Origin of the sequence: Micromonospora sp. C28SCA-DRY-2 (assembly GCF_030519475.1) — a bacterium.
Lineage (GTDB): Bacteria > Actinomycetota > Actinomycetes > Mycobacteriales > Micromonosporaceae > Micromonospora.
In genome coordinates this window covers 1313190-1337391 of the sequence record NZ_JAUMKD010000001.1, presented here as the reverse complement: position 1 = coordinate 1337391, position 24202 = coordinate 1313190, and the positions used below count along the sequence as shown (strand labels likewise).

Genomic DNA, 24202 nt, shown 5'->3' with positions numbered 1-24202 from the left:
TCCAACGGATGGAGCCGGTGCCGGGTACGAAGGAGGTGAGCGGCGACATGGTCGATCGTGACGAACCGACCGGAGCATTGGTCCGTCCGTACGCCGTGACCCGTGGTCGTACCCGCCCCCGACTCGACATCGCGCTGGAGGCGCTCGTCGAGACGACGGTGCGCGGCCGGGCCACTGCCAACGGCAGTGGCGGGCAGGGCCGCGAGCACCAGTACATCGCCGCGCTGTGTGACGGACGCGTGCAGTCGCTAGCCGAGATCGCGGCGCGAATGCAGCTCCCGCTCGGTGTGGCCCGGGTGCTCATCGCCGACATGGCGACGGACGGCCTGGTCGCGGTCCACGAGCCGACCATCCTGGACGACTCGGACGACGCGGTGGGCACTGAACTGCTGGAGAGGGTGCTGAGTGGACTTCGCAGGCTCTGACATGTCGCACCGGCCGCCGACCCCGAGCGGGCGCGTGACGTCGGCGAAGATCGTTATCGCCGGTGGCTTCGGCGTCGGCAAGACGACGCTGGTCGGCTCGGTCTCGGAGATCACGCCGCTGACCACCGAGGCCATCATGACCTCCGCCGGCGTGGGCGTCGACGACAACCGGCAGGTGCCGGGCAAGACGACGACCACGGTGGCGATGGACTTCGGCCGTATCTCGATCGACCGTGACCTGATCCTGTACCTGTTCGGTACGCCGGGTCAGACCCGCTTCTGGTTCATGTGGGACGAACTGGTGCGCGGGGCGATCGGCGCGGTCGTGCTGGTGGACACCCGCCGACTGGCCGACTGCTTCGCGGCGATCGACTTCTTCGAGCACCGGCGGCTGCCGTACCTGGTGGCCATCAACTGCTTCGACGGGATGCAGTACCACGACCCGCAGGACGTCCGGGACGCGCTGGCGATCTCGAACGACGTGCCGGTGGTGGCCTGCGACGCCCGTAACCGGGAGTCGACGAAGCACGTGCTGATCTCGCTGGTCGAGTACGTGCTCACCATGCGCCGCTCGCGCGCGGTCGCGCCGGCCTGATCGTCCCGCCCAGCGCCCGGTGGCTCTTCCGCCAGCGGGCGCTGCGTGCTGCCCGGGGTCCGGCGCCGTCGCCGTCCAGCGCCCGACCGCCACGCCGCCGTCGGGCACGCTCTGCCGTCCGGGTCGGGGGCGGGCGTACCCGGCCTCGGCGGGCGGAGTGCGGTCCTGCCGCGCGTCGCGCAGTCGTCGGCCACTGTGGCCGGTTCCCGTGGCGGTGGCGACGGCTCCCGCCCGGCTGGGCCGTCCAGCCCCGTGTGGTGCCCGCTGGCGCGCGGACGTGCCATGGCGGCGCCCTCAGGGTGCCCGACTCGTCCCGGCGCCACTGACGGCGGCGTGAGGGCGCTGCGGCCGACGACGTGCGGGCGTTACCGACGGCGGCGTGAGGGCGGCACCGACGGCGGCGCGGGGCCGCCACTGGCGAGGGCGTGAGGACGTTGGCTACTGCCGGCGCGGTAGTGCCGGTGCCGCCGGCCGTGGGGGTGCTGGAGGAACCGCCGCGCGGGTGCCCACGCCGGTCCGGTCGCCGCACGGCAGCGCCCCCGGTCACTGTGGACGTCCACAGTGACCGGGGGCGCGCTGTCCGGTGCGGCGTACCGCCGGTCAGGAGCGGTAGCCGGCGGAGCGGTACTCGTATTCCCGGTCGTCGTCGCGGTCGCCGGTGTCGCGGGTGAAGTCCCAGCCGCCGGCGGCCTCGCGGCCCGGCCGGCCGCCGACCGCGAACCCGCCGATCTCCTGGCCGCGACGCCAGCCCCGGAAGTAGCCGGTGGTGTTCTCGGCAAGGCTCGCCGCGTCGCGGACGATCCGCAGTGGACGCTCCTCGCGCAGCGGGGAACCGGGGACGAGGTTGGCCTGCGGCACCCGCTTGGGCAGCCCGGCCTTGGTCTCGGCGCCCACCGACGGCCGCGCGGCCTGCTCGGCCGCCTGCCAGCCGGTGTCGGCGGTGGTGGACCAGTCCAGGTCGGCCGACTCGCCGTGCCCGACGAACCAGGCGGACTTCGCCTGGGCGAAGATCAGCAGGTCACCGTCGCCCTCGTCGGAGACGGGCGGGGGACGCCGCTCCACCGGCGGCGCCGGCCGGTGCTCGGGCGCCGGGTGCTCGGCACGCGGGGGGACAGGTCGGCCGTTGCGGGGGGCGTTCTCCCGGTCGACCAGCCGCAGCGGCGGGTTCTCCAGTTGCGGGTCGGCCGGCGGGTTCGGCCCGTCGCGCAGCGCCCGGTCGGCCATCGGCGGGGGCTCCACGAGCCGCAGCATCGGCGGCTCCTGGGGCAGGTCGTCGGCGAGCCACGGCGGGGTGACCCGACGCTCCGCACCGGGATCGGTTGGCGCGTCCACGCCCCGCCCGCCCCGATCGCCGTACGAGCCGACCACCGGGTTCTTGGCGGAGCTGTCGGCCGGGTCGTCCGGGTTGTTGACCAGCGGCCAGTTGGCCCGGGAGCCCGGTGGGGCGGACTCCTTGCCCGGTCGGGGCGTGGGCACCGGGATGCTCAGGTCGGTGGCGCTGAACCCGCCGGTGGGCGCCTCGCCGTTGGTCTTCGGCCGCGGCGGGATGACCGTGCGCTGCCGCTCGGCCCGGGCGCTGTTGATCGCCGCGGTGGTCAGCGTGGGCCGGAACGGCTCCCCGGCCTCCGCCGGAGGCACCGTGCCGCGCTGCGCCGGTGCGATCGGCGTGATCCCCGGCGGCGGCGGTGGCGGTGCCGAGATCGGCCGGTTGGTCGGGCCGTCCACCCGGCGCGGGGTGGGCTCGGGGTGGCTCGGCCCGCCGGAGACCGGGGTGCCGGCCGACGCGGCCGGCGCGACCGGCGGCGGCGCGACCGGCGGCGGGGTGACCGGGGCCGGCGCTACCGGCGGCGGGGCGAGCGGGCGGGGCGACGGCGGCGCGGTGGTGCCGGAGACCGGCTCCGGACGGCTGCGCCGCCCGCCGGACGGGGTCGGCTGCTCGGCCGGCCGGATGGTGCGCAGCCCGGCGGTGCTGGTGTTCAGGCCGGGCCGGTCGCCGACCGGCTCGGCCCGGCGGCCGGCGGCGCGGCGGCCGGGTGCCGCCGGCGCGGGCGTGCTGACCCGGGCGCTGAGCGCGCCGACCAGCGCCTCGCAGCCGGCGTCGCAGGCCCGGACCGAGGCGACGGCCTGGCGTACGGTCTCGGCGACGGCGGCGGTGAGGGCGCGGTTCACCGTCGCCCGCCGGGGCGTCTCGGAGATGGCCACGCGCAGCGCGGTGACCGCCTCCTCGATCTCCTCGGCCTCGGCAACCCCGTCGGCGGCCAGGTGGGCCGCGACCGCGTCGGCGGCGACCGAGACCTCCCGCCCCCGGGCGACGGTGCCGGCCAGCATGCCGGGCTCCGGCAGGGCGTCGAGGACGGCCAGCGGGATTGGCTCGGCCGGGTCCGGGTAGGCGCGCAGCGCCGCCGGGTAGAGCTCGCGGAGCACCTCGCGCAGCGCCACGGCGGCCGAGTGCCGGCCACTGGCCAGCGCGGCGTGCGCGGCGAGCACCTGCTTGTAGCCGGCGAGGTCGCGGTGCGCCGGCAGGGTGATCGCGGAGAGCGCGCCGGCCTGGAGTGCGCGGGCCAGGCCGACCGCGCGCCGCTCGGCGGGCGGGGACTGCATCTCCTCCAGCGAGTCGTCGTCGGCGAACCGCTCGGCGAAGTCGTCGACCGAGTCGTCGTCGGCGATCGCCAGGGGACGACCCGCGGCGCTGAGCAGCGAGGTGACCGTGTGGTCGTCGCTGTCGGCGGCGATCGCCGCACCGCTCGGCCCGCCCGACCGCTCCACGAGCAGCGCGACCAGCCGGGCGTAGCCCGCCGCGTCGTCGCCGATCTCGCAGACATGCAGCAGACGGCCTGCGTCGTCGACCACAGCGGACGTCAGCGTCGAACCGGCCGAAGCCGGTCGGTCGGCCGGATCCGCCGAGGCCAGACCGCAGTACACGCGCACGAGCGCCACGGCGTCGTCCTCCTCCCGGGACACAGGTCTTTCTCTGCCAGAGACTGATGCTCCCCGTTAAGGGTCAGTCGCGCCAGTCCACGACCGCAGAGATCTTGCCGACAATGGTGCGCCAACCCAGACTTGCGGTTTGTGCCCCGATTTTCTTGAGCCGGCGCCGGCCGAGGAAACCGCCGATGCCGCCGCTGACCGTGGCCCGCAGCGCCTCGTCCAGGTCGTCGAGGCTGGAGCCGGCGGAGAGCATGTCGAGCACGGCCGGCAGGCGCAGCGCGTACGCCAGGTCGCGGGCGATCTCGCCGGCCTCGATCAGCAGCGTGGTGTCCCAGGCGTCGTGCCCGCCGCGCAGGTTCTCGACCACCAGGTCCAGCTCGTAGATGTCCTCGTCCAGCGGAGCGATGTCGGCCGGCTCCACCCGTTCGGACAATTCATTCCAACTGTCCAGTTGGGACAGATCGTTGGGTGCGCCCGAGCGGACGAAGCTGACCAGCGACTCCGGGGTCTTGAAGAGCAGCAGCCGGCCCCGGTGGCTGAGGAAGACCGGGACCTCCTCGTCGCCCGCCTCGTCCTCGGCCTCGGCCTCGGCCTCGGCCGCCTCGTCCGCCTCGGCGTCGTCGGCGTCGTCGGCGTCCTTCGCGCCCTTGGCGCGGCGCCGGGCCTTGGCCTCCTCCTCGTCGCTCTCGGCGAACTCCTGGGCGACCTCCTCGTCGAGGATCACGACGGTCTCGTCGTCCTCGTCCTCCTCGACGACCTGGCGACGGGCCAGGAACGGGTCGTCCTGGTCGCGCTCGGCGACGTCGGTGGGGGTCAGCTCCCGGGCCGGCCGGTACGCCCGCAGCGTGTAGCCGGTGCCGGCGGGCAGGGCGATCTCCACCGGGTCGATCCGCAGCTCGTCCCAGAGCGCGCGGGCGGCCTCGGCCGACGCGGACGCGTTGTCGGACTCGACGCTGCCCTCGGTCTCGTCGAGTTCCGGCTCGTCGGCGTCGGGCCGTTGGGGCGACTGACGGGCCACGCTGACCTCCGTGTGCTTCGGGTTGCCCACCCGTCGGCGTCCCGTGCCGGCGAGTGACTCTGGGCACATACCCTAGTGGGCGGCTCCGGGAGGCCGGTGCCCGCACCCCGGTGGCGATCCGGCCCGCAGACAAGTAGCGTAGCTACACATGAAGGCCCAGGCGCTGCACGGCCACCTCGACGCGCTGCTGCTGGCGGTGCTGGAGCGGGGCGCCCTGCACGGTTACGCGATCATCGAGGCGCTGCGCATCCGCAGCGACGGCCACCTGGACCTGCCCACCGGCACCATCTATCCGGCGCTGCGCCGGCTCGAGCGGGCCGGGCACGTGGCCAGTAGCTGGAGCACCGTCAACGGGCGGGAGCGCCGGACGTACGAGCTCACCGACGCCGGCCGGCGGGCGCTGGCCGGGGAACGTTCCGGCTGGCGCGAGTTCAGCTCGACCGTCGGACGCTTCCTCGACCCCGCGGCCCCGCCGGTCACCCCGACCTGACCCGCCGCGACCGGCCGCGCCGGACGGGCGTCAGCGGGCCGGGGTCAGGGCGGCGGACAGCCAGTAGCGGGCCGCGCGGCCGATCCAGAACAGGGCGGCGCCGACCAGGACCGCGCCGATGATCATCGGCGGCCAGGTGAGGGCCGCCTCCCAGAGCCCCATCGACCAGGCGAACAGCCCGCCGCCGGCGGCCGCGGCGAGGACGAGGACGCCGGTCAGGCTGGCGCCGACCGCCCGGTTGAGCACGGCCCCGCCCGGCACGCCCCACCGGCCCGCGCCGGTGGCGACCAGCAGTCCGGCCGCCGCCAGGACGAACGCGCTGATCCACAGCCAGTCCATCGAGGCGGAGAGCAGCAGGTAGCCGGCCGGCGGCCGGGGCCCCTCGCTCCAGCTCGCCCCCTGCCAGGTCAGGTCGCCGGCGACGATCGCGACGGCGGCCACCAGGACGACCCGCAGCGACAGCCCACGCAGCGCGCCGACCGCCAGCTCGGCCTGGTACGCCGGGGCCAGCTGCGCCGGGCTGCCGAACTCGGTCACCGCGCGGCGCTGCGCCTCCGCCGCCGACAGCCCGCCCTCCCGGTACGCCTCCACGGCGTCCAACAGCCCGTGCCGGGCCTCGGTCAGCAGGTCGGACTTGAGCCGTACCGGCCCGCGCAGCCGGTCACCCAGCTCGCGCAGGCGCTCCTCCACCATCACCTCGTCACCGCCGGCCATGGCACCACCCTGCCACGATCGCGGCCGGGCGTCGTCGGGGACATCCCTGGGCCGACCCGGAGGCCAGGTCAGGGGGTCAGCGCGAAGTACCCGCGTTCGGCCGCCTCCTGGAGCCGCCACTGGTCCCGGTACCAGCCCGGAGTCGCGACCAGGTCGGCGTGCCGGCCGCGCTGCACCACCCGCCCGGCGTCGAGCACCACTATCTCGTCCAGCCCGGCCAGCCCGCTGAGCCGGTGGCTGATCAGCAGCACCGAGTGCCCGGGCGGGGTGGCGGCCAGCGTCGAGGCGAGCACCGCGTCGGCGGCGGCCGGATCGAGCCCCTCGGTCGGCTCGTCGAGCACCAGCACGCCCGGGGCGGCGAGCAGCGCCCGGGCCAGCGCGAGCCGCTGCCGTTGGCCGCCGGAGAGCTGCCCGCCCTCCTCGCCGACCACCGTGTCCCAGCCGTCCGGCTGCTCGCGTACCCAGTCCAGCAGGCCGGCGGCGGCGGTGGCCGCGGCCACCTCGTCGTCGCTCGCCCCGGCCCTGCCGAGCAGCAGGTTGTCCCGGACCGAGGCGTGGAAGACGTACGCCTCGGCGAGCAGGCCGCCGACCGCCCGCGGCAGCTCCTGTGCGGAGTACGCCGACAGGTCCCGCCCGTCCAGCGTGACCCGGCCCGCCTCGGGCCGTACCGACCCGGTGAGGACGGCGGCGATGGTGCTCTTGCCAGCCCCGCTCGGCCCGACCACGGCCACCCGGCGCCCGGCCGGCAGGTCGAGGTCGAACCCGACCAGGGCGGGCGCGGCGCCTTCCCGGTAGCGCACCGTCACGTCGCTGAACCGCACGTGATGCGGCGCCGTGCTCACCGCGGCCGGCGTCTCCTCGCCTCCCGGGGCAGCGCCGGCGGCCGTGGCTTCGGTCGGGCCGGCGGTCGGTGTGGTGTCGGTCGGGGCGGCGTCGAGCAGGGCGGCGACCCGGGTCAGGCCGGCGCTCAGCTGGGTCCGCTGCCGGGCGGCGCCGACCAGCGCCAGCGCCACCTCCACGGCGGCGAGCGTGCCCACCGCGAGCACCCCGACCAGCACCCCGTCCACGTCCCGGGCCAGCGCGACGAACACCACGGCGGCGGCGCTCAGCCCGGCGACCAGCACGCCGGCCGCGTCCACCGCGAACCCGGTGGCGGCGAGCCGCCGTTCCAGCCGGGCCAGCCGTGCGGTGCGCTGGCCGGCGGCCGCCAGCGCGGACCCGGTGGCGCCGAACGCGGCCAGGTCGGCGGCGCCGTGGGTGAGGTCGACCGCGTCGGCGGCCAGCGCCCCGCGCAGCGGTGCCACCTCGGCGGCGGCCCGCCGGGTCAGCGCGGTGGCCAGCGCGGGCAGCGCCACGCCGGCGACCAGCAGCCCCACGGCGAGCGTGCCGGCGGCGGCCGGGGAGATCAGCGCCGCCGCGCCCACCGCCACGACGCTGACCAGCGCCGCCGCCGAGGCCGGCACGAGCACCCGCAGGAGCAGGTCCTGCACCGCCTCCACGTCGGAGACCAGCCGGCTCAGCGCGTCGCCGGTGCGCTGCTCGGGGGCCCGGCGGGCGGCGAGGGCGGCGAACACCCGGGTCCGGACGTCGGTGACCAGCCGGAGCACCGCGTCGTGCCCGGCGAGCCGCTCGGTGTAGCGGAACACGCCGCGGCTGACGGCCAGGGCCCGGACCGCGACGATCGCCACCGTGAGCCGGTCCAGCGGCGGCCGCCCGGCCGCGCTCATCAGCAGCCAGGTGGCGGTGGCCATCAGGGCCAGCCCGGCGAACTCGGTCACCGCGGCGAGCAGCCCGGCGCCGAGCAGCCGGTTCAGGTACGGCCGGGCCAGGCGCAGCACCGCCCGCTCGGGACGGGTCGCCGCGATCACCGGATCACCTCCGCGGTCGGCACCGGGGTCAGCTCGGTGACCCGGCCCTCCTCGATCCGCAGCACCCGGTCGGCGTCGGAGAGCAACGCGGGGCGGTGCGCCACCAGCAGCGCCGTGCGGCCGGCGACCAGCCGGCGGGTGGCGGCCAGCACGACCGCCTCGGAGGCGCTGTCCAGCCGGGCGGTCGGTTCGTCGAGCAGCACCAGCGGGGCGTCCCGCAGGAACGCGCGGGCCAGCGCGACCCGCTGCCGCTGGCCGCTGGAGAGGCCGTGCCCGCGCTCACCGAGCACGGTGGCCAGCCCGTCCGGCAGCCCGGCGACCACGTCGTCCAGCGCGGCGTCGCGCACCGCGGCGGCGAGCGCGGCGTCGGGGGTGTCGGGGGCGCCGAGCCGGATGTTGTCGGCCAGCGAGGCGGCGAAGAGGTGGGCGCGCTGCGGCACCCAGGCCAGTTGCCGGCGCCACACCTGCGGATCCGCGCCGGCCAGGTCGACCCCGCCGACGGTGACCCGGCCGCTGGTCGGCGTGACGAAGCCCAGCAGCAGCCCGAGCAGGGTGCTCTTGCCGGCGCCGCTGGGCCCGACGATGGCGATCCGCTCGCCCGGCCGGATGGTCAACGTGACGTCCCGCAGCGCGGTGGTGCGCTCGTACTCGACGGTCACCGACTCGAACCGGATCTCCGCCCGCCCGTCCGGGGCGGGACCGCCCCGCTCGGCCGGCGCCGGTGGCGTGGCCGAGACGGTGAGCGCCTCGTCCAGCGCGGTGAGCCCCTCCATGCTGGCGTGGAACCGGGCCCCGGCCGCCCGCAGCGGCAGGTACGCCTCGGGGGTGAGCAGCAGCACCAGCAGCGCGGTCTGCAGGGTCAGCCCGCCGCCGAGCAGCCGCAGGCCCACCGGCACCGCGACCAGCGCCACCGAGAGGGTGGCCACCAGTTCCAGCACCAGGGCGGAGAGGAAGGCGATGCGCAGCGTCTTCATGGTCGCCACCCGGTGCCCGTCGGCCATCCGGCGGACCACGTCCACCTGTGCCCGGGCCCGGCCGAAGGCGCGCAGCGTGGGCAGCCCGGCGACCATGTCGAGGAAGTGCCCGCCGAGCAGCGACAACCGCCGCCACTGGCGTTCGGTGGCGGCCTGGGCCTGCCAGCCGAGCAGCGCTCCGAAGATCGGGATCAGCGGCAGGGTGACCGCGATGATCAGCGCGGAGCTCCAGTCCGCGAGGAAGATCCGGCCCAGCACCGCCACCGGCACGGTGACGCTGAGCACGAGCTGGGGCAGGTAGCCGGTGAAGTAGGCGTCCAGCGCGTCCAGTCCGCGCCCGGCCAGGGTGGCCAACTGCCCGGCGCGCTGGCCGGCGACCCAGCCGGGGCCGTGCCGACCGACCGCGCCGAGCAGTTCCACCCGCAGCGCCGCCTTGACCGTCGCGGCGACCCGCGCCGACACCGTGCCCTGCGCCCAGACCAGCAGCGACCGCGCGGCGACCGCGGCGACCAGGCCGGCCAGCGCCGGCCGGTCCAGCCGCCCGTCGAACGCGGTCGCCAGCAGCGCCGCCAGCGCGGTGGCCTGGGCCACGACCAGCCCTGCGGCGACCACGCCGAGCAGGGCGAGCACGGCGAGGTCGCGCCGGGCCGCGGGGACCCGGCGCAGCAGACGCGGGTCGAAGGGACGGCGGTTCACCAGTACACCGGTGCCCTGCCGTCAGTCCGTCCCCGGAAAACCCACCAGCACATCAGCTGAAAGCCTAGTAGGGCCGGCAGGAGCGGCACCGTCAGCCAGCCCAGCAGCCGCAGCGTGGGGCCGCTCGCCGCCGCGTCGGCAACGGTCAGCGACGCGCCGGGGTCGATCGTGGAGACCAGCGCGTACGGCCAGAGGGCCGCGCCGACCAGCGCCACCAGCGCGGCCAGGGCGGTGCCGGTGGCGGCGAAGGCCAGCCCCGGCCGCCGGCGGGCGAGCGCCGCCCTGGCCAGCAGCAACGCCCCGGCCAGCAGCACCGGCGCGAGCAGGCCGGCGACCGGCTGCTGCACGGTGTCGCGGACCCGCTCGGAGAGCAGGCCGAGGACGGTGGCCACGCCGACCGCGGCGAGCGCGACCGGGACCAGCCGGCGGGCCAGCCGGCCGGTCGCCTCGGCGTCGGCGGCCGGCAGCCGCAGGGTGAGGAAGGTCGCACCGTGCGCCGCGACCAGCGCCAGCACGGCGAGCCCGGCGGCGGCCACGAACGGCGTGAACAGGTGGGTGACCCCGGCGACGTGCCCACCGGCGCGCAGCGGTACGCCCTGGAGCAGGCCGGCGAGCAGGGCGCCCCAGCCGAGCGCGGCGAGCAGGCTGCCGATCACCACCACCCGGTCCCATCCGGCCCGGGACCGCTCGCCGGCCGGGCGGCTGCGCAGCTGCACCCCGGCGGTCACCAGGATCACCCCGACCAGCGCGCCGACCACGGCCGGGTAGAAGCCGGAGAGCAGTTCCCCCTCCAGCATCGGGAAGGCGCCGAACAGGATGCCGACGGCGGCGACCAGCCACACCTCGTTGCCGAGGAAGAACGGGCCGACGGCGTTGAGCGCCGCCCGGCGGCGGGCCGGGTCGGTGCCCCGGGCGAGCAGCAGGCCCACGCCGTAGTCGTAGCCGCCGAGCACCAGGTAGGCGGCGAAGAAGAGGCCGAGCAGGGCGTACCAGGCGAGTTCCACGGTGTCTCCCTCAGGCGAAGGCGGGCACGGGACGGGTGTCGGCGGGCGGCTGGGTGGGCGGCCGGCCCAGCGCCGGATCGGCGGCGCCCCGGGCGGCGTGCCGGGCCAGCAGCACCCAGTTGGCCACCGCCAGGGCGCCGAGCAGCAGGCTGAAGCCGATCAGCGAGGCCAGCATCACGCCGGGGGCGACGCCGGAGACGGCCTGGTCGGTGGGGAGCAGGCCGTACGCCACCCAGGGCTGCCGGCCGACCTCGCGGGCGATCCAGCCGAGGATCACCGCGACGAACGGCAGCGGCAGGGCGAGCAGGATCAGCCAGAGCGGGAAGCGCAGCCGGATGGCCCAGTCCCGCCAGAGCAGGGGGAGCAGCAGCCAGAGGGTGCCGAGGGCGAAGCCGATCAGGATCATGAAGCCGAGCCCGACGCTGGCCAGCACGGGCGGGGTGTAGTCGCCCTGGCCGAACCGGGCGGTCCACTCGGCCACCAGGGCGTCCGCCTCCGGGCCGCCGCCGAACTTGGTGGGCTGCACCTGCCCGACCGGCCCGAACTGGGCGAAGCCGAAGCCCTGCACCATGGTGATCGACAGTGCCGCGGTGACCAGGCCGATCCGCAGCGAGGTGCGGAACAGCACGAAGTCCGGGGTGCGCCGGATCAGGTGCCAGGCACTGACCGCGGCCATCAGCATCCCGCCGACCAGCAGCGCCGCGAAGACCACGTGCCCGAAGGCCATGCCGAGGCTGGGGTTGGTGAGCAGGGCGGTGAAGTCGGTGAGGTGGGCGATCCCGTCGCGCACTTCGTAGCCGACCGGGTTCTGCAGCCAGGAGTTGGCCACCATGATCCAGAACGCCGAGGCGTACGCGGTGAGCGCGACCCCCCAGAGCAGCGCGAGGTGGAGGCCCTTGCGCAGCCGGTGCCAGCCGAAGATCCACATGCCCAGGAAGGTCGACTCGAGGAAGAACGCCACCAGCGTCTCGATCGCCAGCGGGGCGCCGAAGACGTTGCCCACGTAGCGCGACAGCCCGCTCCAGTTCAGCCCGAACTGGAACTCCATCACGATGCCGGTGGCGATGCCCAGCACGTAGTTGATCACGTAGAGCTGACCCCAGAACCGGGTCAGCCGCCAGTAGACCGGTTTGCCGGTCAGCACCGCGGTGGTCTGCAACCCCACCAGCAGGGTGACCAGGCCGAGGGTGACCACCACGAACAGGAAGTGGATCGAGGTGGTGGTGGCGAACTGCAGTCGGGCGAGGAGGAGGGTGTCCATGGCCGGCTCTCCGTACTGTCGGCTCACTTGTCGTAGTGAGCCTACACGTAGATTCCCTACTTATAACTACTACGCTACGTCGTAGGAGAGCGTACGACAAAGCGTAGTAGTTCGGGGGGCGCATCCGGCGCGCCGGAATCAGCTGAGGAAAAGGGAGATCGGCAGGGCGGCCAGCGTGGTGGCCACCGACAGGGCGAGCGCGCCGAGCACCCGCGGCGGCCGGTCGGGCACCTGCAGCCGCCGCACCCGGACGTCCAGGTCACGGTCGCCGAGGCCGAGGGCGCCGGCCGGGGTGATCCGGTCGCCGGCCGCGGCGAACCGGCGCAGCGCACGGCCCAGCGCCTCGGGGTGCGCCTCCCGGGCCTTGTCGTCCGCGCGCATCTCGACCAGCAGGGCGACCCGCTCGTGGATCCCGCGGACCCAGCCGAACCAGGGCAGCGCCCGGCAGAGCGCGGTGAACGGCAGCAGCACCAGGTCGTGCCGCTCCTGGGCGTGCGCCCGCTCGTGGCTGAGCACCGCCGCCAGCTCGGCGCGGTCCAGCAGGCTGAGCGTCCCGGCGCTCACCACCACCTGCGGCTTCACCCCCGGCAGGCAGTACGCCGCCGCGCTCGGGTGGTCGAGCACCAGCGCGCCGGGCGCCGCCGGGTCGTTCCGGGCCACCAGGGCGAGCAGCTCCCGGTGCCGGCGCTGGGCCCGCACGGTGTGCAGCAGGGTGCGTACGGTCGTGGTGAGCAGCACCCCGCCGATGCCGAAGCCGAGGGCGACCAGGCTCAGCTGGACGGCCCCCAGGCCGGGCGGCAGGGTGCCGTGCACCAGGTCGTCAGCCAGGGCGAGCAGCGCGCTGCCGGTCGGCTTGTTGTACGGCGCCAGCCCCACCGCGATCGGCAGGCCCATCTCGGAGAGGCCGAGCGCCAGCCCGACCGCCTGCCAGCAGATGATCGCCACCCGGGGGCTGCGCCACGTCCAGGTGGAGCGGGCCAGCACCTGCGCGGTCAGCAGGCAGGCCGCCATCGACGCGGCGAAGTGCAGAGCGTACGCCACGGCCGCCGCCCTACCGGTCCACGGCCTCGTCGGCGACGGGCGGCCGGACCACCCGGTCGGTCGGCGCCTCGACCCGGTCGGTCAGCTCACCCGCGGCGGCCGGCAGGCCGCTGGCGTCGGCGGCCAGCGCGGCGCGCAGCACCTCGGCCTCGGTGCCGGTCACCGAGCGGGCGAAGCGCACCAGCGCGGCGTCCCGGCTGCCGCCGAGGTCCAGCGCGTCGAGCATGAGCTGGGCGATGTACGCCTCGCGGCTGGCCGCGGCCCGGTAGCGCCAGGCCCGGCCCTCCCGCTCGCGCTGCACCATGCCCTTGCCGGCCAGCCGGTCCAGCACTGTCATCACCGTGGTGTAGGCCAGCTCGCGCCCGGGCAGTGCGTCCGCGACCTCCCGCACGGTGACGCCGTCCGACGTGGCGGGGACCGAGTCCCACAGCACGTCCATCACCGCACGTTCGAGATCACCAAGCCGAGTCACAGGGCAATCCTACTCCCGGTAGTAGATCCCTCCCAGGGCGGTACGGAACCGCCCCCCGCCGACGGTCCGCCAACGGTGGGCAGCGGCCGCAAGCCGGAACCCCCGGACGGACCGTGCTCACGACGAGGTTTCCGGGGAGCCCCGCCGCGGAGGGATCAAGCCTGACCGCCCGGAGCCGGCGGGGCTCCCCGGAAACCGTGCGCCCGAGCCGGCTCACACCCCCTTGGGGTGCCAGACGGTCTTGGTCTCCAGGAGGGCGGTCATCCGGGTGATGCCGGGGTCGGCGAACCAGTCGTGGTCGACCGGCGCCGGCCGGAGCACCCGCTTGAGGTTCTCCGCCGCCTTGACCTCCAGGTCGGCCGCCAGGTCGGCGTCGGCCACCCCGGTCAGGTCGATCGCGTTGACGTCCATGTGGCTGGCCAGCGTCGGCACGGTCTCCGACAGCCGGCCGGTGAGGATGTTCACCACGCCGCCGGGCAGGTCGGAGGTGGCGAGCACCTCGGCCAGGGTCACCGCCGCCAGGGGTGCCGCCGGCGAGGCGGCCACCACGACGGTGTTGCCGGTGACGATCGCCGGGGCGATCACGCTGACCAGGCCGAGCAGCGCCGGCGCCGCGGGGGCGACCACGGCCACCACGCCGGTCGGTTCCGGCGAGGAGAGGTTGAAGTACGGCCCGGCGACCGGGTTGGCGCCCCCGTACACCTGGGGGAGCTTGTCCGACCAGCCGGCGTACCAGACCCAGCGGTCGACCGCCGCGTCCACCTCGTCGCCGGGCACGCCGAGCGCGACGAACTGCTCGCGCCGGCCCTCCAGCATCTCGGCCGCCCGGTAGAGGATCTGCCCCCGGTTGTACGCCGTGGCGCCGGCCCAGCCCTTGACCGCGGCGCGGGCGGCGACGACGGCGTCCCGCGCGTCCTTGCGGGAGGCCAGGGAGACATTCGCGTCCTGCACGAGATACGACCGCCCCGACTCGCTGCGTGGGAACTTCCCGCCGATGAAGAGCTTGTACGTCTTGCGTACCGCGACCCGCTCAGACATTGAGGTAGCCCTCCAGCCCGTGCCGGCCGCCCTCGCGACCGTAGCCCGACTCCTTGTAGCCGCCGAACGGCGAGGTGGGGTCGAACTTGTTGAACGTGTTGGCCCAGACCACGCCGGCGCGCAGCCGGTCGGCCATCCACAGGATCCGGGAGCCCTTGTCGGTCCAGATCCCGGCCGACAGCCCGTACGGCGTGTTGTTGGCCTTCTCGACCGCCTCCGCCGGGGTGCGGAAGGTCAGCACGGACAGCACCGGGCCGAAGATCTCCTCGCGGGCGATCCGGTGCGCCTGGGTGACCCCGGTGAAGATGGTCGGCGCGAACCAGAAGCCCCGCTCGGGCAGCTCGCACGGCGGCGACCAGCGCTCGGCGCCCTCGGCGGACCCGGCCTCGGAGAGTTCCCGGATCCGGGCCAGCTGGGCGGCCGAGTTGATCGCGCCGATGTCGGTGTTCTTGTCCAGCGGGTCGCCGACCCGCAGCTGGGCCATCCGCCGCTTCAGCGACTCCAGCACCCGGTCGGCGACCGACTCCTGGATCAGCAGCCGGGAACCGGCGCAGCAGACGTGGCCCTGGTTGAAGAAGATGCCGTTGACGATGCCCTCGACCGCCTGGTCGATGGGCGCGTCGTCGAAGACGATGTTGGCGGCCTTGCCGCCCAGCTCCAGGGTGAGCTTCTTGCGGGTGCCGGCCACCGCGCGGGCGATCGCCCGGCCCACCTCGGTCGAGCCGGTGAAGGCGACCTTGTCCACGCCCGGGTGCTCGACCAGGGCCCGGCCGGTCTCGCCGGCGCCGGTGACGATGTTGACCACGCCGGCCGGCAGGTCGGCCTGCTGGCAGATCTCGGCGAAGAGCAGCGCGGTCAGCGGGGTGGTCTCGGCCGGCTTCAGCACCACCGTGTTGCCGGCCGCCAGCGCCGGGGCGATCTTCCAGGCCAGCATCAGCAGCGGGAAGTTCCACGGGATGACCTGCGCGGCCACCCCGAGCGGCCGGGGGTTGGGGCCGAAGCCGGCGTGCTCCAGCTTGTCGGCCCAACCGGCGTAGTAGAAGAAGTGGGCGGCGACCAGGGGGAGGTCGACGTCCCTGGACTCCTTGATCGGCTTGCCGTTGTCCAGCGACTCCAGCACCGCCAGCTCGCGGGAGCGCTCCTGGATGATCCGGGCGATCCGGAACAGGTACTTGGCCCGGTCCCGGCCCGGCATCGGACCCCAGACCTTCTCGTACGCCGCCCGGGCGGCGCGGACCGCGCGGTCGACGTCGCCGGCGCCGCCCTCGGCGACCTCGGCCAGCACCTCCTCCGAGGCCGGGTTGATCGACTTGAACGAGCCGCCGTCGGTGGGGTCGACGAACTTCCCGTCGATGAAGAGCCCGTACGAGGGCTTGATGTCCACCACCGAGCGGGACTCGGGGGCGGGGGCGTATTCGAACATGGCGCTCAGTCCAGGGTGAAGTAGTCGGGACCGGCGTAGACGCCGGTCGTCAGCTTGGTGCGCTGCATCAGCAGGTCGTTGAGGAGGCTGGAGGCGCCGAAGCGGAACCAGTCCGGGTCCAGCCAGTCCGGGCCGACGGTCTCGTTGACCATCACCAGGTACTTGATCGCGTCCTTGGTGGTCCGGATGCCGCCGGCCGGCTTCACGCCGACCTGGCGTCCGGTGGCCGCCCGGAAGTCGCGCACCGCCTCCAGCATCACCAGGGTCACCGGGGGCGTGGCCGCCACCGGGACCTTGCCGGTGGAGGTCTTGATGAAGTCACCGCCGGCCAGCATGGCCAGCCACGAGGCGCGCCGGACGTTGTCGTAGGTGGCCAGCTCGCCGGTCTCCAGGATCACCTTGAGGTGGGCGTCACCGCAGGCCTCCTTGGTGGCCACGATCTCGTCGTAGACCTCCTTGTAGCGGCCGGCCAGGAACGCGCCCCGGTTGATCACCATGTCGATCTCGTCGGCGCCCGCCTCGACGGCGGCCCGGGTGTCGGCGAGCTTGACCTCCAGCGGCGCCTGCCCGGACGGGAAGGCGGTCGCCACGCTGGCCAGGTGCACGCCGGAGCCGCGGAGCACCTCGGCTACGTGCGGGACCATCGCCGGGTAGACGCAGACGGCGCCGACGTGCGGGCAGGACGGGTCGGCCGGGTCGGGGCGCAGCGCCTTGGCGGCCAGCGCCCGCACCTTGCCCGGGGTGTCCGCGCCCTCGAGGGTGGTCAGGTCGACCATCCGGATCGCCAGGTCGATCGCCTGGGCCTTGGCGGTGGTCTTGATGGAGCGGGTGCCGAGCTGTGCCGCCCGCTGCTCCGCGCCGACCTGGTCCACGCCCGGCAGGCCGTGCAGGAAGGTCCGCAGAGCGGTCTCGGATCGTCCCAGCTCGGAGAGATCCGACCGGGCCGACGTCGCTGTCGCCGTCATGCCTGGAAGTCTACGCATCCGGCCACTCAGTGATCTTGGTCACGGCGCCGGTCGGTGAGCGGCGTCGCTGGTCCGCCCGCACCGGCAGTGCCCGGGCCACCGGTTCGGTAGGTTGAGCGACCGTGGACGTACTCGTCATTGACCACCCGCTCGCCCAGTCGCGGCTGACCGCCATGCGGGACGCACGCACCGATTCCGCCAACTTCCGGGCGGCGCTGCACGAACTCACCACCATGCTGGTGTACGAGGCGGCCCGGTCCTTCCCGGTCGAGCGGTACCCGGTGCAGACCCCGGTCACCGGCACCGAGGGCACCCGGCTGGCCAACCCGCCGCTGCTGGTGCCGGTGCTGCGGGCCGGCCTCGGCATGGCCGACGCGGCGCTCGGGCTGCTGCCGGAGTCCTCGATGGGCTTCGTCGGGCTGGCCCGCGACGAGGAGACCTACGAGCCCCGCGCCTACATGGAGTCGCTGCCCCGGGACCTGGCCGGGCTGCCGGTGCTGGTGCTCGACCCGATGCTGGCCACCGGCGGCTCGCTGGAGCACTGCTGCCGGCTGCTGGCCGACCGGGGCTGCACCGACATCACCGTGCTCTGCGTGCTCGCCGCCCCCGTCGGCATCGCACGGCTGGAGCGCTCCGGCCTGCCGCTGCGGCTGGTCACCGCCTCGATCGACGAGGGTCTCAACGACCGGATGTTCATCGTGCCGGGCCTCGGTGACGCCGGGGACCGCCAGTTCGGCGGCATGCCCCGCTTCTGAACCCGCCGGGCGCGCCCCACGCCGAGTTCGTGCGTGGGGTGCGCGCAGCGGCTAGCGTCACGGGCCATGACTGGTGTTGCGCTCGCCGAAGAGCTGCTCCTCCTCGCCTACGACGACGAGACCGGCAAGGCGACCATGCCGCGGATCAGCCTCGACCTGGGGATGGCCGCGGCCGTGCTGATCGAACTGGCCCTCGCCAGCCGGATCGCGTACTCCGAGGGTGCCCTGACGGTGGTCGACCCGACGCCCACCGGCGAGCCGGTCACCGACGCCGTCCTCGAGCGGATGGTCGCGGACACCCCGCACTCCCCGTCGTCCTGGGTGCAGCGGCTGCGTCACGGCCTGCGCGACCGCATCCTCGGCGACCTGTGCCGCCAGGGCGTGGTGCGGGACGTGGACGAGACCGAGCTGGGCTTCATCCACGTGCACCGGTACCCGGTGGTGGATCCCTCGGTGGAGGCGGACACCCGGCGCCGGCTCGCCGCGGCGCTCACCGGGGCGGCCGTACCCGACGAGCGGACCGCCGCGCTGGCCACCCTGGTCGCCGTGCTCCGGATGGAACCAGCGCTCGGGATCAGCGCGGAGGCGACAGCGGACGCCCGCCGCCGGCTGGCGGAGATCGCCAGCGGCGCCGGCTTCTCCGGCGAGGTCAGCCTGGAGGACTCGGTGGTCCGCCCGTCCGTCGGGCTGGTCGTCGCCGCTCTCGGCCAGGCCGTCGACGCCGCCCTCGGCCCCCGCCGCTGACCCTCCCGGCGCGCCCGCCCGGCGCCGCGGCCACCCGACCCCGGTGCCGCGTGCCGTCACCCGGTCCCGTCGTGCGCCGTCGCCCGGCCCCCGAGGTGCGCCCGCGACGGTGACCGCGCCGCCGGTGTACCTCGCTAGAGCCCGAGCGCGGCGGCGATCTCGGCGCGGAGGGCGGCGACGGAGTCGGTCGCGCGGGTCCGGGCCGCGGCCACGTCGCCGTCCGCGACCGGTTCGACCACCTCGAGGTACGCCTTGAGCTTCGGCTCCGTGCCCGACGGCCGGATCACCACCCGCGCGGCCCCGGTGCGCAGGATCACCACGTCGGCCTCGGGGAGCAGGTCCTGCGCCGAGGTGACTGGGTGGCCGAGCAGTTCGGTCGGGGTGGCGGCCCGGATCCGGGTCATCGCGGCGGTGATCTCCCGCAGGTCCGCCACCCGCACCGAGAGCTGGTCGGTGTGGTGCACACCGAACTCGGCGGCCAGCTCGTCCAGCCGGTCGGTCAGCGTCCGGCCCTCCGCCTTGAGCCCGGCGGCCAGTTCGGCCACGGTCAGCGCGGCGGTGATCCCGTCCTTGTCGCGTACGTGTTCCGGGGCCACGCAGTAGCCCAGCGCCTCCTCGTAGCCGAAGACCAGCGGGGCGCTCCCGCCGCCGGCCCGGACGATCCACTTGAACCCGGTCAGCGTCTCGTCGTAGGGCACGTCCCGGGCGGCGCACATCGCCCGCAGCAGCGACGACGACACGATGGTGGTGGCGTAGAGGCCGGTCACCCCGCGCCGCATCAGGTGGTCGGCGAGGAGCACGCCCACCTCGTCGCCGCGCAGCATCCGCCACCCGGTCGCCGCGTCCCGGACGGCCACCGCGCAGCGGTCCGCGTCCGGGTCGTTGGCGATGGCGAGGTCGGCGCCGGTCGACTCGGCGAGCGCGACCAGCCGGTCCACCGCCCCCGGCTCCTCCGGGTTGGGGAAGGAGACGGTCGGGAACGCCGGGTCCGGCTCGGCCTGCTCGGGCACCACCCCGGGCACCGGGAAGCCGGCCCGCGCGAAGGCCGCGGTGAGCACCGCCGCCCCCACCCCGTGCAGCGGGGTGTACGCCACGGCGAGGTCCCGCGGCCCCTCCGGTGCGATCACCGCGGCGGCCCGCTCCACGTAGGACGCCACCAGGTCGTCGCCGAGCACCTGGCCGGGCGGGCCGAGCGGCACCTCGGCCAGCGGGCCGACGGCCCGGATCGCCGCCTCGATCCCGGCGTCGGCCGGGGGCACGATCTGCGCCCCGGCGCCCAGTTCGCCGCCCAGGTCGGCACCGAGGTAGACCTTGTAGCCGTTGTCCTGCGGCGGATTGTGGCTGGCGGTGACCATCACCCCGGCGACCGCCCCCAGGTGGCGCACCGCGTACGCCAGCACCGGAGTGGGCAGCGGTCGGGGCAGCAGCAGCGCGGGCCGGCCGGCGCCGGTGGCCACCTGCGCGGTCCGCTCGGCGAACTGGCGGGAGCCGTGCCGGGCGTCGTACCCGATCACCAGCGGGCCGGTGCTGCCCTGGGCGGCGAGCCAGTTGACCAACCCCGCGGCGGCCTGGGTGACCACCGCGAGGTTCATCCCGTTCGGGCCGGCGCGCAGCGGCCCGCGCAGCCCGGCGGTGCCGAAGGTGAGCGGCCCGGCGAACCGGTCGGCCAGCTCCGGGGCGCTGGTCGGCAGCCGGTCGAGCACCGCCTGGAGTTCCGCCCGGCTGGCCGGGTCCGGGTCGTCGTCGAGCCAGCGCCGGGCTTGCTCGCGAATGTCGTCGATGTCAGTGGTGTCCGCCGGCATGCCTCTTGATAGCACGCCGGCGGATCACCCCGTCCGCTTCCCCTGCCTCAGCCGGCGTCGGTGAGCTGGAAGGTCCGCACCATCTCGTCGAAGATCGGCTTGCTCTCCTCGAACTTGGCGTCCGTGGAGGTCAGATAGAACGAGTAGACCCGGCCGTCGTGCACCACGCCGCGCCACACGCCGTGCCGCATGGTGTCGCCCTCGCCGCAGGTGTACTCCAGCTCGGCCGCCGGCTTGCCGGCCAGCGTCTGCTCGGTCATCGCGATCTGGTTGTACGGCTTGACGCAGGAGCTCTTCGAGCCCTTCAGGACGCCTTCGGCCACCTCGGCCCAGCGCATCGAGCTGCTGCCGCCGAACTTCTCGCTCAGCACCCGGACCTTGCGGCCGTCGTCCTCCGGGTCCAGGTAGTCGATGTACACGCCGCCGGTCGCCTTCTCCCAGCCCTTCGGCACCATCACCCGGACGCCCTTGCCGGAGTGCTCCTGCATCTCCATGCCGGGCCCGGCCGGGGTAGCGGTGGTGGGCTGGGCCTGGGTCGGCGGCGGCGCGGGGTCGTCGCCGCCGCTGAACAGGACGACCGCCCCGATCAGCAGCACCACGGCCAACCCGCCGGCTGCGGCCAGCTGCACCTTGCGGGGCCAGCCCTTGACGGTGCTGACGAGTTCACCGCCGACCCGCCGGGCGCGGTCGACCGGGCTGCCGGCGGCGGCGGGCGCGGCGGCCGGCGTGGTCCACGGCTGGCCGGTGCCCGGCACCGACCACTGGCCGCCGCCGTAGGTGCCGCCCACCCGCTGGGTGGCGTCCGGCGCGGCGGCGTAGGGAACCGCCTGGGTGGCGTCCGGTCGGGCGCCCCAGACGACCCGCTGGGTCGCGTCGGGCTGCTCCGGGCCGCCCACCCGCTGGGTGGTGTCGGCGCCGCCGTAGGTGCGCCCGGTACGCGGCGCGGCCGGCGGCGACATCGCGCCGGTCGGCGTGTGCAGCGGACCGGCCAGCGCGTCGGCGCTGGTCTCGTCCAACGCGGCGGCGCTCGGCGTGGCGGCCTGGCCGGGGCGCTCGCCCCGGCGCAGCGCGGCCAGCCGGTCGGTCAGCGACTCGCCGGGCGCGAGCATCGCCCGGCCGCCGATCTGCCCGGTGGGCTTCGGCTCCGGCTGGGCCGGCGGCGGGGTCGGCACCGGCCGCTGGACCGGCACCACCGAGTACGGGTCGGTCACCGAGTTCACCGCGGCCGCGGTGCTGGTCAGCGGGCCGGCGAGCAGCTCGCGCAGCATGGCCCGGGCGGTGTGCACGTCCAGCCGGCGGCTCGGGTCCTTCTCCAGCAGGCCCATCAGCACCCGGGTCAGCGGCCCGCTGCGCTGCGGGGTGGCGGGCGGGTCCTCGACCACCGCGTGCATGGTCTCGATCGGGTCGCCCTTGTCGAACGGGGGCCGCCCCTCCACCGCCGTGTAGAGCGTCACGCCCAGCGAGAAGAGGTCGCTCGGCGGGCCGAACTCCTGGCCCATGGCGCGCTCGGGGGAGATGAAGTGCGGCGAGCCGAGCACCATCCCGGGTGTGGTGAGCTGCACGTCGGTGGGCATCCGGGCCACCCCGAAGTCGGTCAGCACGCACCGCCCGTCGGAGCAGATCAGCACGTTGGCCGGCTTCACGTCACGGTGCAGCACGCCGATCGCGTGGGCCACCTCGAGCGCGCCGAGCAGCGCGATACCGATCTTGGCGACCACCCGGGGCGCGACCGGCCCGTCCTCGATCACCATGTCGGCGAGGCTGCGCGCGTCCAGCAGCTCCATCACGATCCACGGCCGGCCGCCCTCGGTGACCACGTCGTAGACCTGCACCACGGCGGGGTGCTGGATGGCCGCGGCGGCCCGGGCCTCGCGCAGGGTGCGCTCGTACATGGCGTCGCGGTCGCTGGGCGCCAGCCCCGGCGGGAGCACGACCTCCTTCACCGCCACGTCCCGGCGCAGGAGTGTGTCTGTGGCACGCCAGACCGTGCCCATGCCGCCGTTGCCCACCGCCGACCGCAGCGAGTAGCGCCCACCGATGGTGGTGCCGGGTGCCGCGCGTCCGGTCGGGGGACTGACTGGTCCGCCGCTCCACGTCGGGATCTGAGTCACAGAAAAGCCACCGGGGGAAATCGAGGGGGCTGGGACACAACCCCCCTATCTTGCTGGTTCCGACGCCCGATGCGAAAGCCGACGCGACGGACGTTTACCTAACTCGACAGTACGTGCCCGGACGTTCACCTTTCGTCGATGCGTGCCGACCCGGTGTGCGGTATCCCTCACCCACCGGGACCGCCCCGCGTCCTACCATCCGGTAATGAGCGAACGGCGGTCAAGCGAGTCCGGTTTCCCGATCAAGGGCGTCTACACGGCGGCCGACCTCCCCGGGGACCTCGACTCCCGGCTGGGCGGCCCCGGCGAGTACCCGTACACCCGTGGCGTCTATCCCACGATGTACACCTCCCGCCCGTGGACCATGCGCCAGTACGCCGGCTTCGGCACCGCCACCGAGTCCAACGCGCGCTACCACCAGTTGTTGCGCGCCGGCACGATGGGCCTCTCGGTCGCCTTCGACCTGCCGACCCAGATGGGCTACGACTCCGACGACCCGATCGCGCACGGCGAGGTGGGCAAGGTCGGGGTGGCCATCGACTCCATCGAGGACATGCGGCTGCTCTTCGACGGCATCCCGCTGGACAAGGTCTCCACCTCGATGACCATCAACGCGCCCGGCTCGGTGCTGCTGCTGCTCTACCAGCTGGTCGCCGAGGAGAACGGGGTGCCCGGCTCGGCGCTCAACGGCACCATCCAGAACGACATCCTCAAGGAGTACATCGCCCGCGGGACGTACATCTTCCCGCCGAAGCCCTCGCTGCGGCTGGTCGCCGACACGTTCGGCTACTGCCGTAAGGAGGTGCCGAAGTGGAACACCATCTCCATCTCCGGCTACCACATGGCCGAGGCCGGCGCGACGCCCGCGCAGGAGATCGCGTTCACCCTGGCCAACGGCGTCGAGTACGTCCGGGCCGCGCTGGCGGCCGGGCTGGCGGTGGACGACTTCGCGCCCCGGCTGTCGTTCTTCTTCGTGGCCCGCACCACGCTGCTGGAGGAGGTGGCCAAGTTCCGGGCCGCCCGGCGGATCTGGGCCCGGCTGATGCGCGACGACTTCGGCGCCAAGGACCCGAAGTCGATGATGCTGCGCTTCCACACCCAGACCGCCGGCGTGCAGCTCACCGCCCAGCAGCCCGAGGTGAACCTGGTCCGGGTGGCGGTGCAGGGGCTGGCCGCGGTGCTCGGCGGCACCCAGTCGCTGCACACCAACAGCTTCGACGAGGCGATCGCGCTGCCCACCGAGAAGGCCGCCCGGCTGGCGCTGCGGACCCAGCAGGTGCTGGCGTACGAGACGGACCTGACCGCCACCGTCGACCCGTTCGCCGGTTCGTACGTGGTGGAGGCGATGACCGCCGAGCTGGAGGCGGCGGCGAACGAGCTGATGGACCGGGTCTTCGACCACGGTTCGGCGGTGGACGCCATCGAGGCCGGCTTCCAGAAGCGGGAGATCGAGCAGTCCGCGTACCGGATCGCCCAGGAGATCGACTCGGGCGAGCGGGTGGTGGTCGGGCTCAACCGGTTCGCGATCGACGAGGAGGAGCCATACGAGCCGCTGCGGGTCGACCCGGCGATCGAGAAGGCGCAGGCCGAGCGGCTCGCCGAGCTGCGCCGCTCGCGGGACGGGGCAGCCGTGGAGCGGGCGCTCGCCGACCTGCGGGCCGCCGCCTCCGGCACCGAGAACGTGCTCTACCCGATGAAGGAGGCGCTGCGGGCGCGCGCCACCGTCGGCGAGGTCTGCGGGACGCTGCGGGAGGTCTGGGGGCTGTACCGCCCCTCCGACCGGTTCTGAACCCGACCGCCGGCGTGTCCCGGCCGGGTCCCTCGCCGGTGGACCTCGGTGCCGGTCCGCGCGGCGCTACAGTTTGTGCAGGTACCCCG

At 74.8% G+C, this 24202-nt stretch carries 19 protein-coding genes and 1 pseudogene; 6 read left to right on the top strand and 14 right to left on the bottom strand.

Annotated elements, in window-relative coordinates; genetic code table 11:
* Nucleotides 1-47: 47 nt before the first annotated feature.
* Together Q3W71_RS06180 and Q3W71_RS06175 are read left to right on the top strand one after the other, a co-directional pair.
* Nucleotides 48-425, top strand: a complete 378-nt coding sequence (locus tag Q3W71_RS06180; protein ID WP_302918732.1) for a DUF742 domain-containing protein — start codon at nt 48-50, stop codon at nt 423-425.
* A gap of 1 nt (nt 426) precedes the next feature.
* The gene (locus tag Q3W71_RS06175) at nt 427-1020 is read left to right on the top strand and encodes an ATP/GTP-binding protein (RefSeq protein ID WP_302918297.1); all 594 of its coding nucleotides are present in this window, start codon (nt 427-429) and stop codon (nt 1018-1020) included.
* 600 nt (nt 1021-1620) lie between these two features.
* Here the strand turns inward: Q3W71_RS06175 and Q3W71_RS06170 are convergent.
* A complete protein-coding gene (locus Q3W71_RS06170; protein ID WP_302918296.1) occupies nt 1621-3981 on the bottom strand; it encodes a transposase in 2361 nt (786 codons plus the stop codon).
* A 40-nt stretch (nt 3982-4021) separates the two neighbouring features.
* Nucleotides 4022-4996, bottom strand: coding sequence for a DNA primase (locus Q3W71_RS06165; RefSeq protein ID WP_302918295.1), 975 nt, complete (start codon nt 4994-4996; stop codon nt 4022-4024).
* Between the two features lie 118 nt (nt 4997-5114).
* On the opposite strand from Q3W71_RS06165, the gene Q3W71_RS06160 reads away from it, so the two are divergent.
* A complete protein-coding gene (locus Q3W71_RS06160) occupies nt 5115-5456 on the top strand; it encodes a PadR family transcriptional regulator (RefSeq protein ID WP_109906395.1) in 342 nt (113 codons plus the stop codon).
* A 30-nt stretch (nt 5457-5486) separates the two neighbouring features.
* On the opposite strand, the gene Q3W71_RS06155 is transcribed toward Q3W71_RS06160, so the two are convergent.
* The 10 genes and pseudogenes from Q3W71_RS06155 to deoC form a co-directional block, all read right to left on the bottom strand.
* Nucleotides 5487-6170, bottom strand: coding sequence for a permease prefix domain 1-containing protein (locus Q3W71_RS06155; protein ID WP_302918294.1), 684 nt, complete (start codon nt 6168-6170; stop codon nt 5487-5489).
* Between the two features lie 68 nt (nt 6171-6238).
* Nucleotides 6239-8008: pseudogene (gene cydC, locus Q3W71_RS06150) on the bottom strand (thiol reductant ABC exporter subunit CydC); the annotation flags it as partial.
* 26 nt (nt 8009-8034) lie between these two features.
* Complete coding sequence (gene cydD, locus Q3W71_RS06145; RefSeq protein ID WP_302918293.1) at nt 8035-9708, bottom strand: thiol reductant ABC exporter subunit CydD; 1674 nt, start codon at nt 9706-9708, stop codon at nt 8035-8037.
* On the bottom strand, nt 9705-10712 hold the full coding sequence (locus Q3W71_RS06140; protein ID WP_302918292.1) for a cytochrome d ubiquinol oxidase subunit II: 1008 nt from the start codon (nt 10710-10712) through the stop codon (nt 9705-9707). Before Q3W71_RS06140 ends, cydD begins: the two co-directional genes overlap by 4 nt.
* A 10-nt stretch (nt 10713-10722) precedes the next feature.
* Nucleotides 10723-11973, bottom strand: a complete 1251-nt coding sequence (locus Q3W71_RS06135; protein WP_302918291.1) for a cytochrome ubiquinol oxidase subunit I — start codon at nt 11971-11973, stop codon at nt 10723-10725.
* A gap of 138 nt (nt 11974-12111) precedes the next feature.
* On the bottom strand, nt 12112-13014 hold the full coding sequence (locus tag Q3W71_RS06130) for a M56 family metallopeptidase (RefSeq protein WP_302918290.1): 903 nt from the start codon (nt 13012-13014) through the stop codon (nt 12112-12114).
* Nucleotides 13015-13024: 10 nt separating this feature from the next.
* Nucleotides 13025-13486: a BlaI/MecI/CopY family transcriptional regulator gene (locus tag Q3W71_RS06125; RefSeq protein ID WP_302918289.1), complete on the bottom strand. Its 462-nt coding sequence runs from the start codon at nt 13484-13486 to the stop codon at nt 13025-13027.
* Between the two features lie 213 nt (nt 13487-13699).
* A complete protein-coding gene (locus tag Q3W71_RS06120) occupies nt 13700-14524 on the bottom strand; it encodes an aldehyde dehydrogenase family protein (protein WP_302918288.1) in 825 nt (274 codons plus the stop codon).
* Nucleotides 14517-15947, bottom strand: a complete 1431-nt coding sequence (locus tag Q3W71_RS06115) for an aldehyde dehydrogenase family protein (RefSeq protein WP_302918287.1) — start codon at nt 15945-15947, stop codon at nt 14517-14519. The genes Q3W71_RS06120 and Q3W71_RS06115 overlap by 8 nt, the downstream gene beginning before the upstream one ends.
* Nucleotides 15948-15952: 5 nt before the next feature.
* Nucleotides 15953-16912, bottom strand: a complete 960-nt coding sequence (deoC, locus tag Q3W71_RS06110) for a deoxyribose-phosphate aldolase (RefSeq protein ID WP_302918286.1) — start codon at nt 16910-16912, stop codon at nt 15953-15955.
* A gap of 122 nt (nt 16913-17034) precedes the next feature.
* Here deoC and upp point away from each other — a divergent pair, with 122 nt between their 5' ends.
* Together upp and Q3W71_RS06100 are read left to right on the top strand one after the other, a co-directional pair.
* The gene (upp, locus tag Q3W71_RS06105) at nt 17035-17667 is read left to right on the top strand and encodes a uracil phosphoribosyltransferase (RefSeq protein WP_302918285.1); all 633 of its coding nucleotides are present in this window, start codon (nt 17035-17037) and stop codon (nt 17665-17667) included.
* A gap of 66 nt (nt 17668-17733) precedes the next feature.
* Nucleotides 17734-18411 carry a GPP34 family phosphoprotein gene (locus Q3W71_RS06100; RefSeq protein WP_302918284.1) on the top strand — a complete coding sequence of 226 codons (678 nt, stop codon included), beginning with the start codon at nt 17734-17736 and terminating at the stop codon, nt 18409-18411.
* 134 nt (nt 18412-18545) lie between these two features.
* Here Q3W71_RS06100 and Q3W71_RS06095 read toward each other — a convergent pair whose 3' ends face one another.
* Nucleotides 18546-20213: a phospho-sugar mutase gene (locus Q3W71_RS06095; protein WP_302918283.1), complete on the bottom strand. Its 1668-nt coding sequence runs from the start codon at nt 20211-20213 to the stop codon at nt 18546-18548.
* Between the two features lie 47 nt (nt 20214-20260).
* On the bottom strand, nt 20261-22324 hold the full coding sequence (locus Q3W71_RS06090) for a protein kinase (protein ID WP_302918282.1): 2064 nt from the start codon (nt 22322-22324) through the stop codon (nt 20261-20263).
* 205 nt (nt 22325-22529) lie between these two features.
* Between Q3W71_RS06090 and Q3W71_RS06085 the strand changes: the two genes are divergently transcribed.
* Entirely contained in the window at nt 22530-24113 is a 1584-nt protein-coding gene (locus Q3W71_RS06085) for a methylmalonyl-CoA mutase (RefSeq protein WP_302918281.1), read from the top strand.
* Nucleotides 24114-24202: the final 89 nt, after the last annotated feature.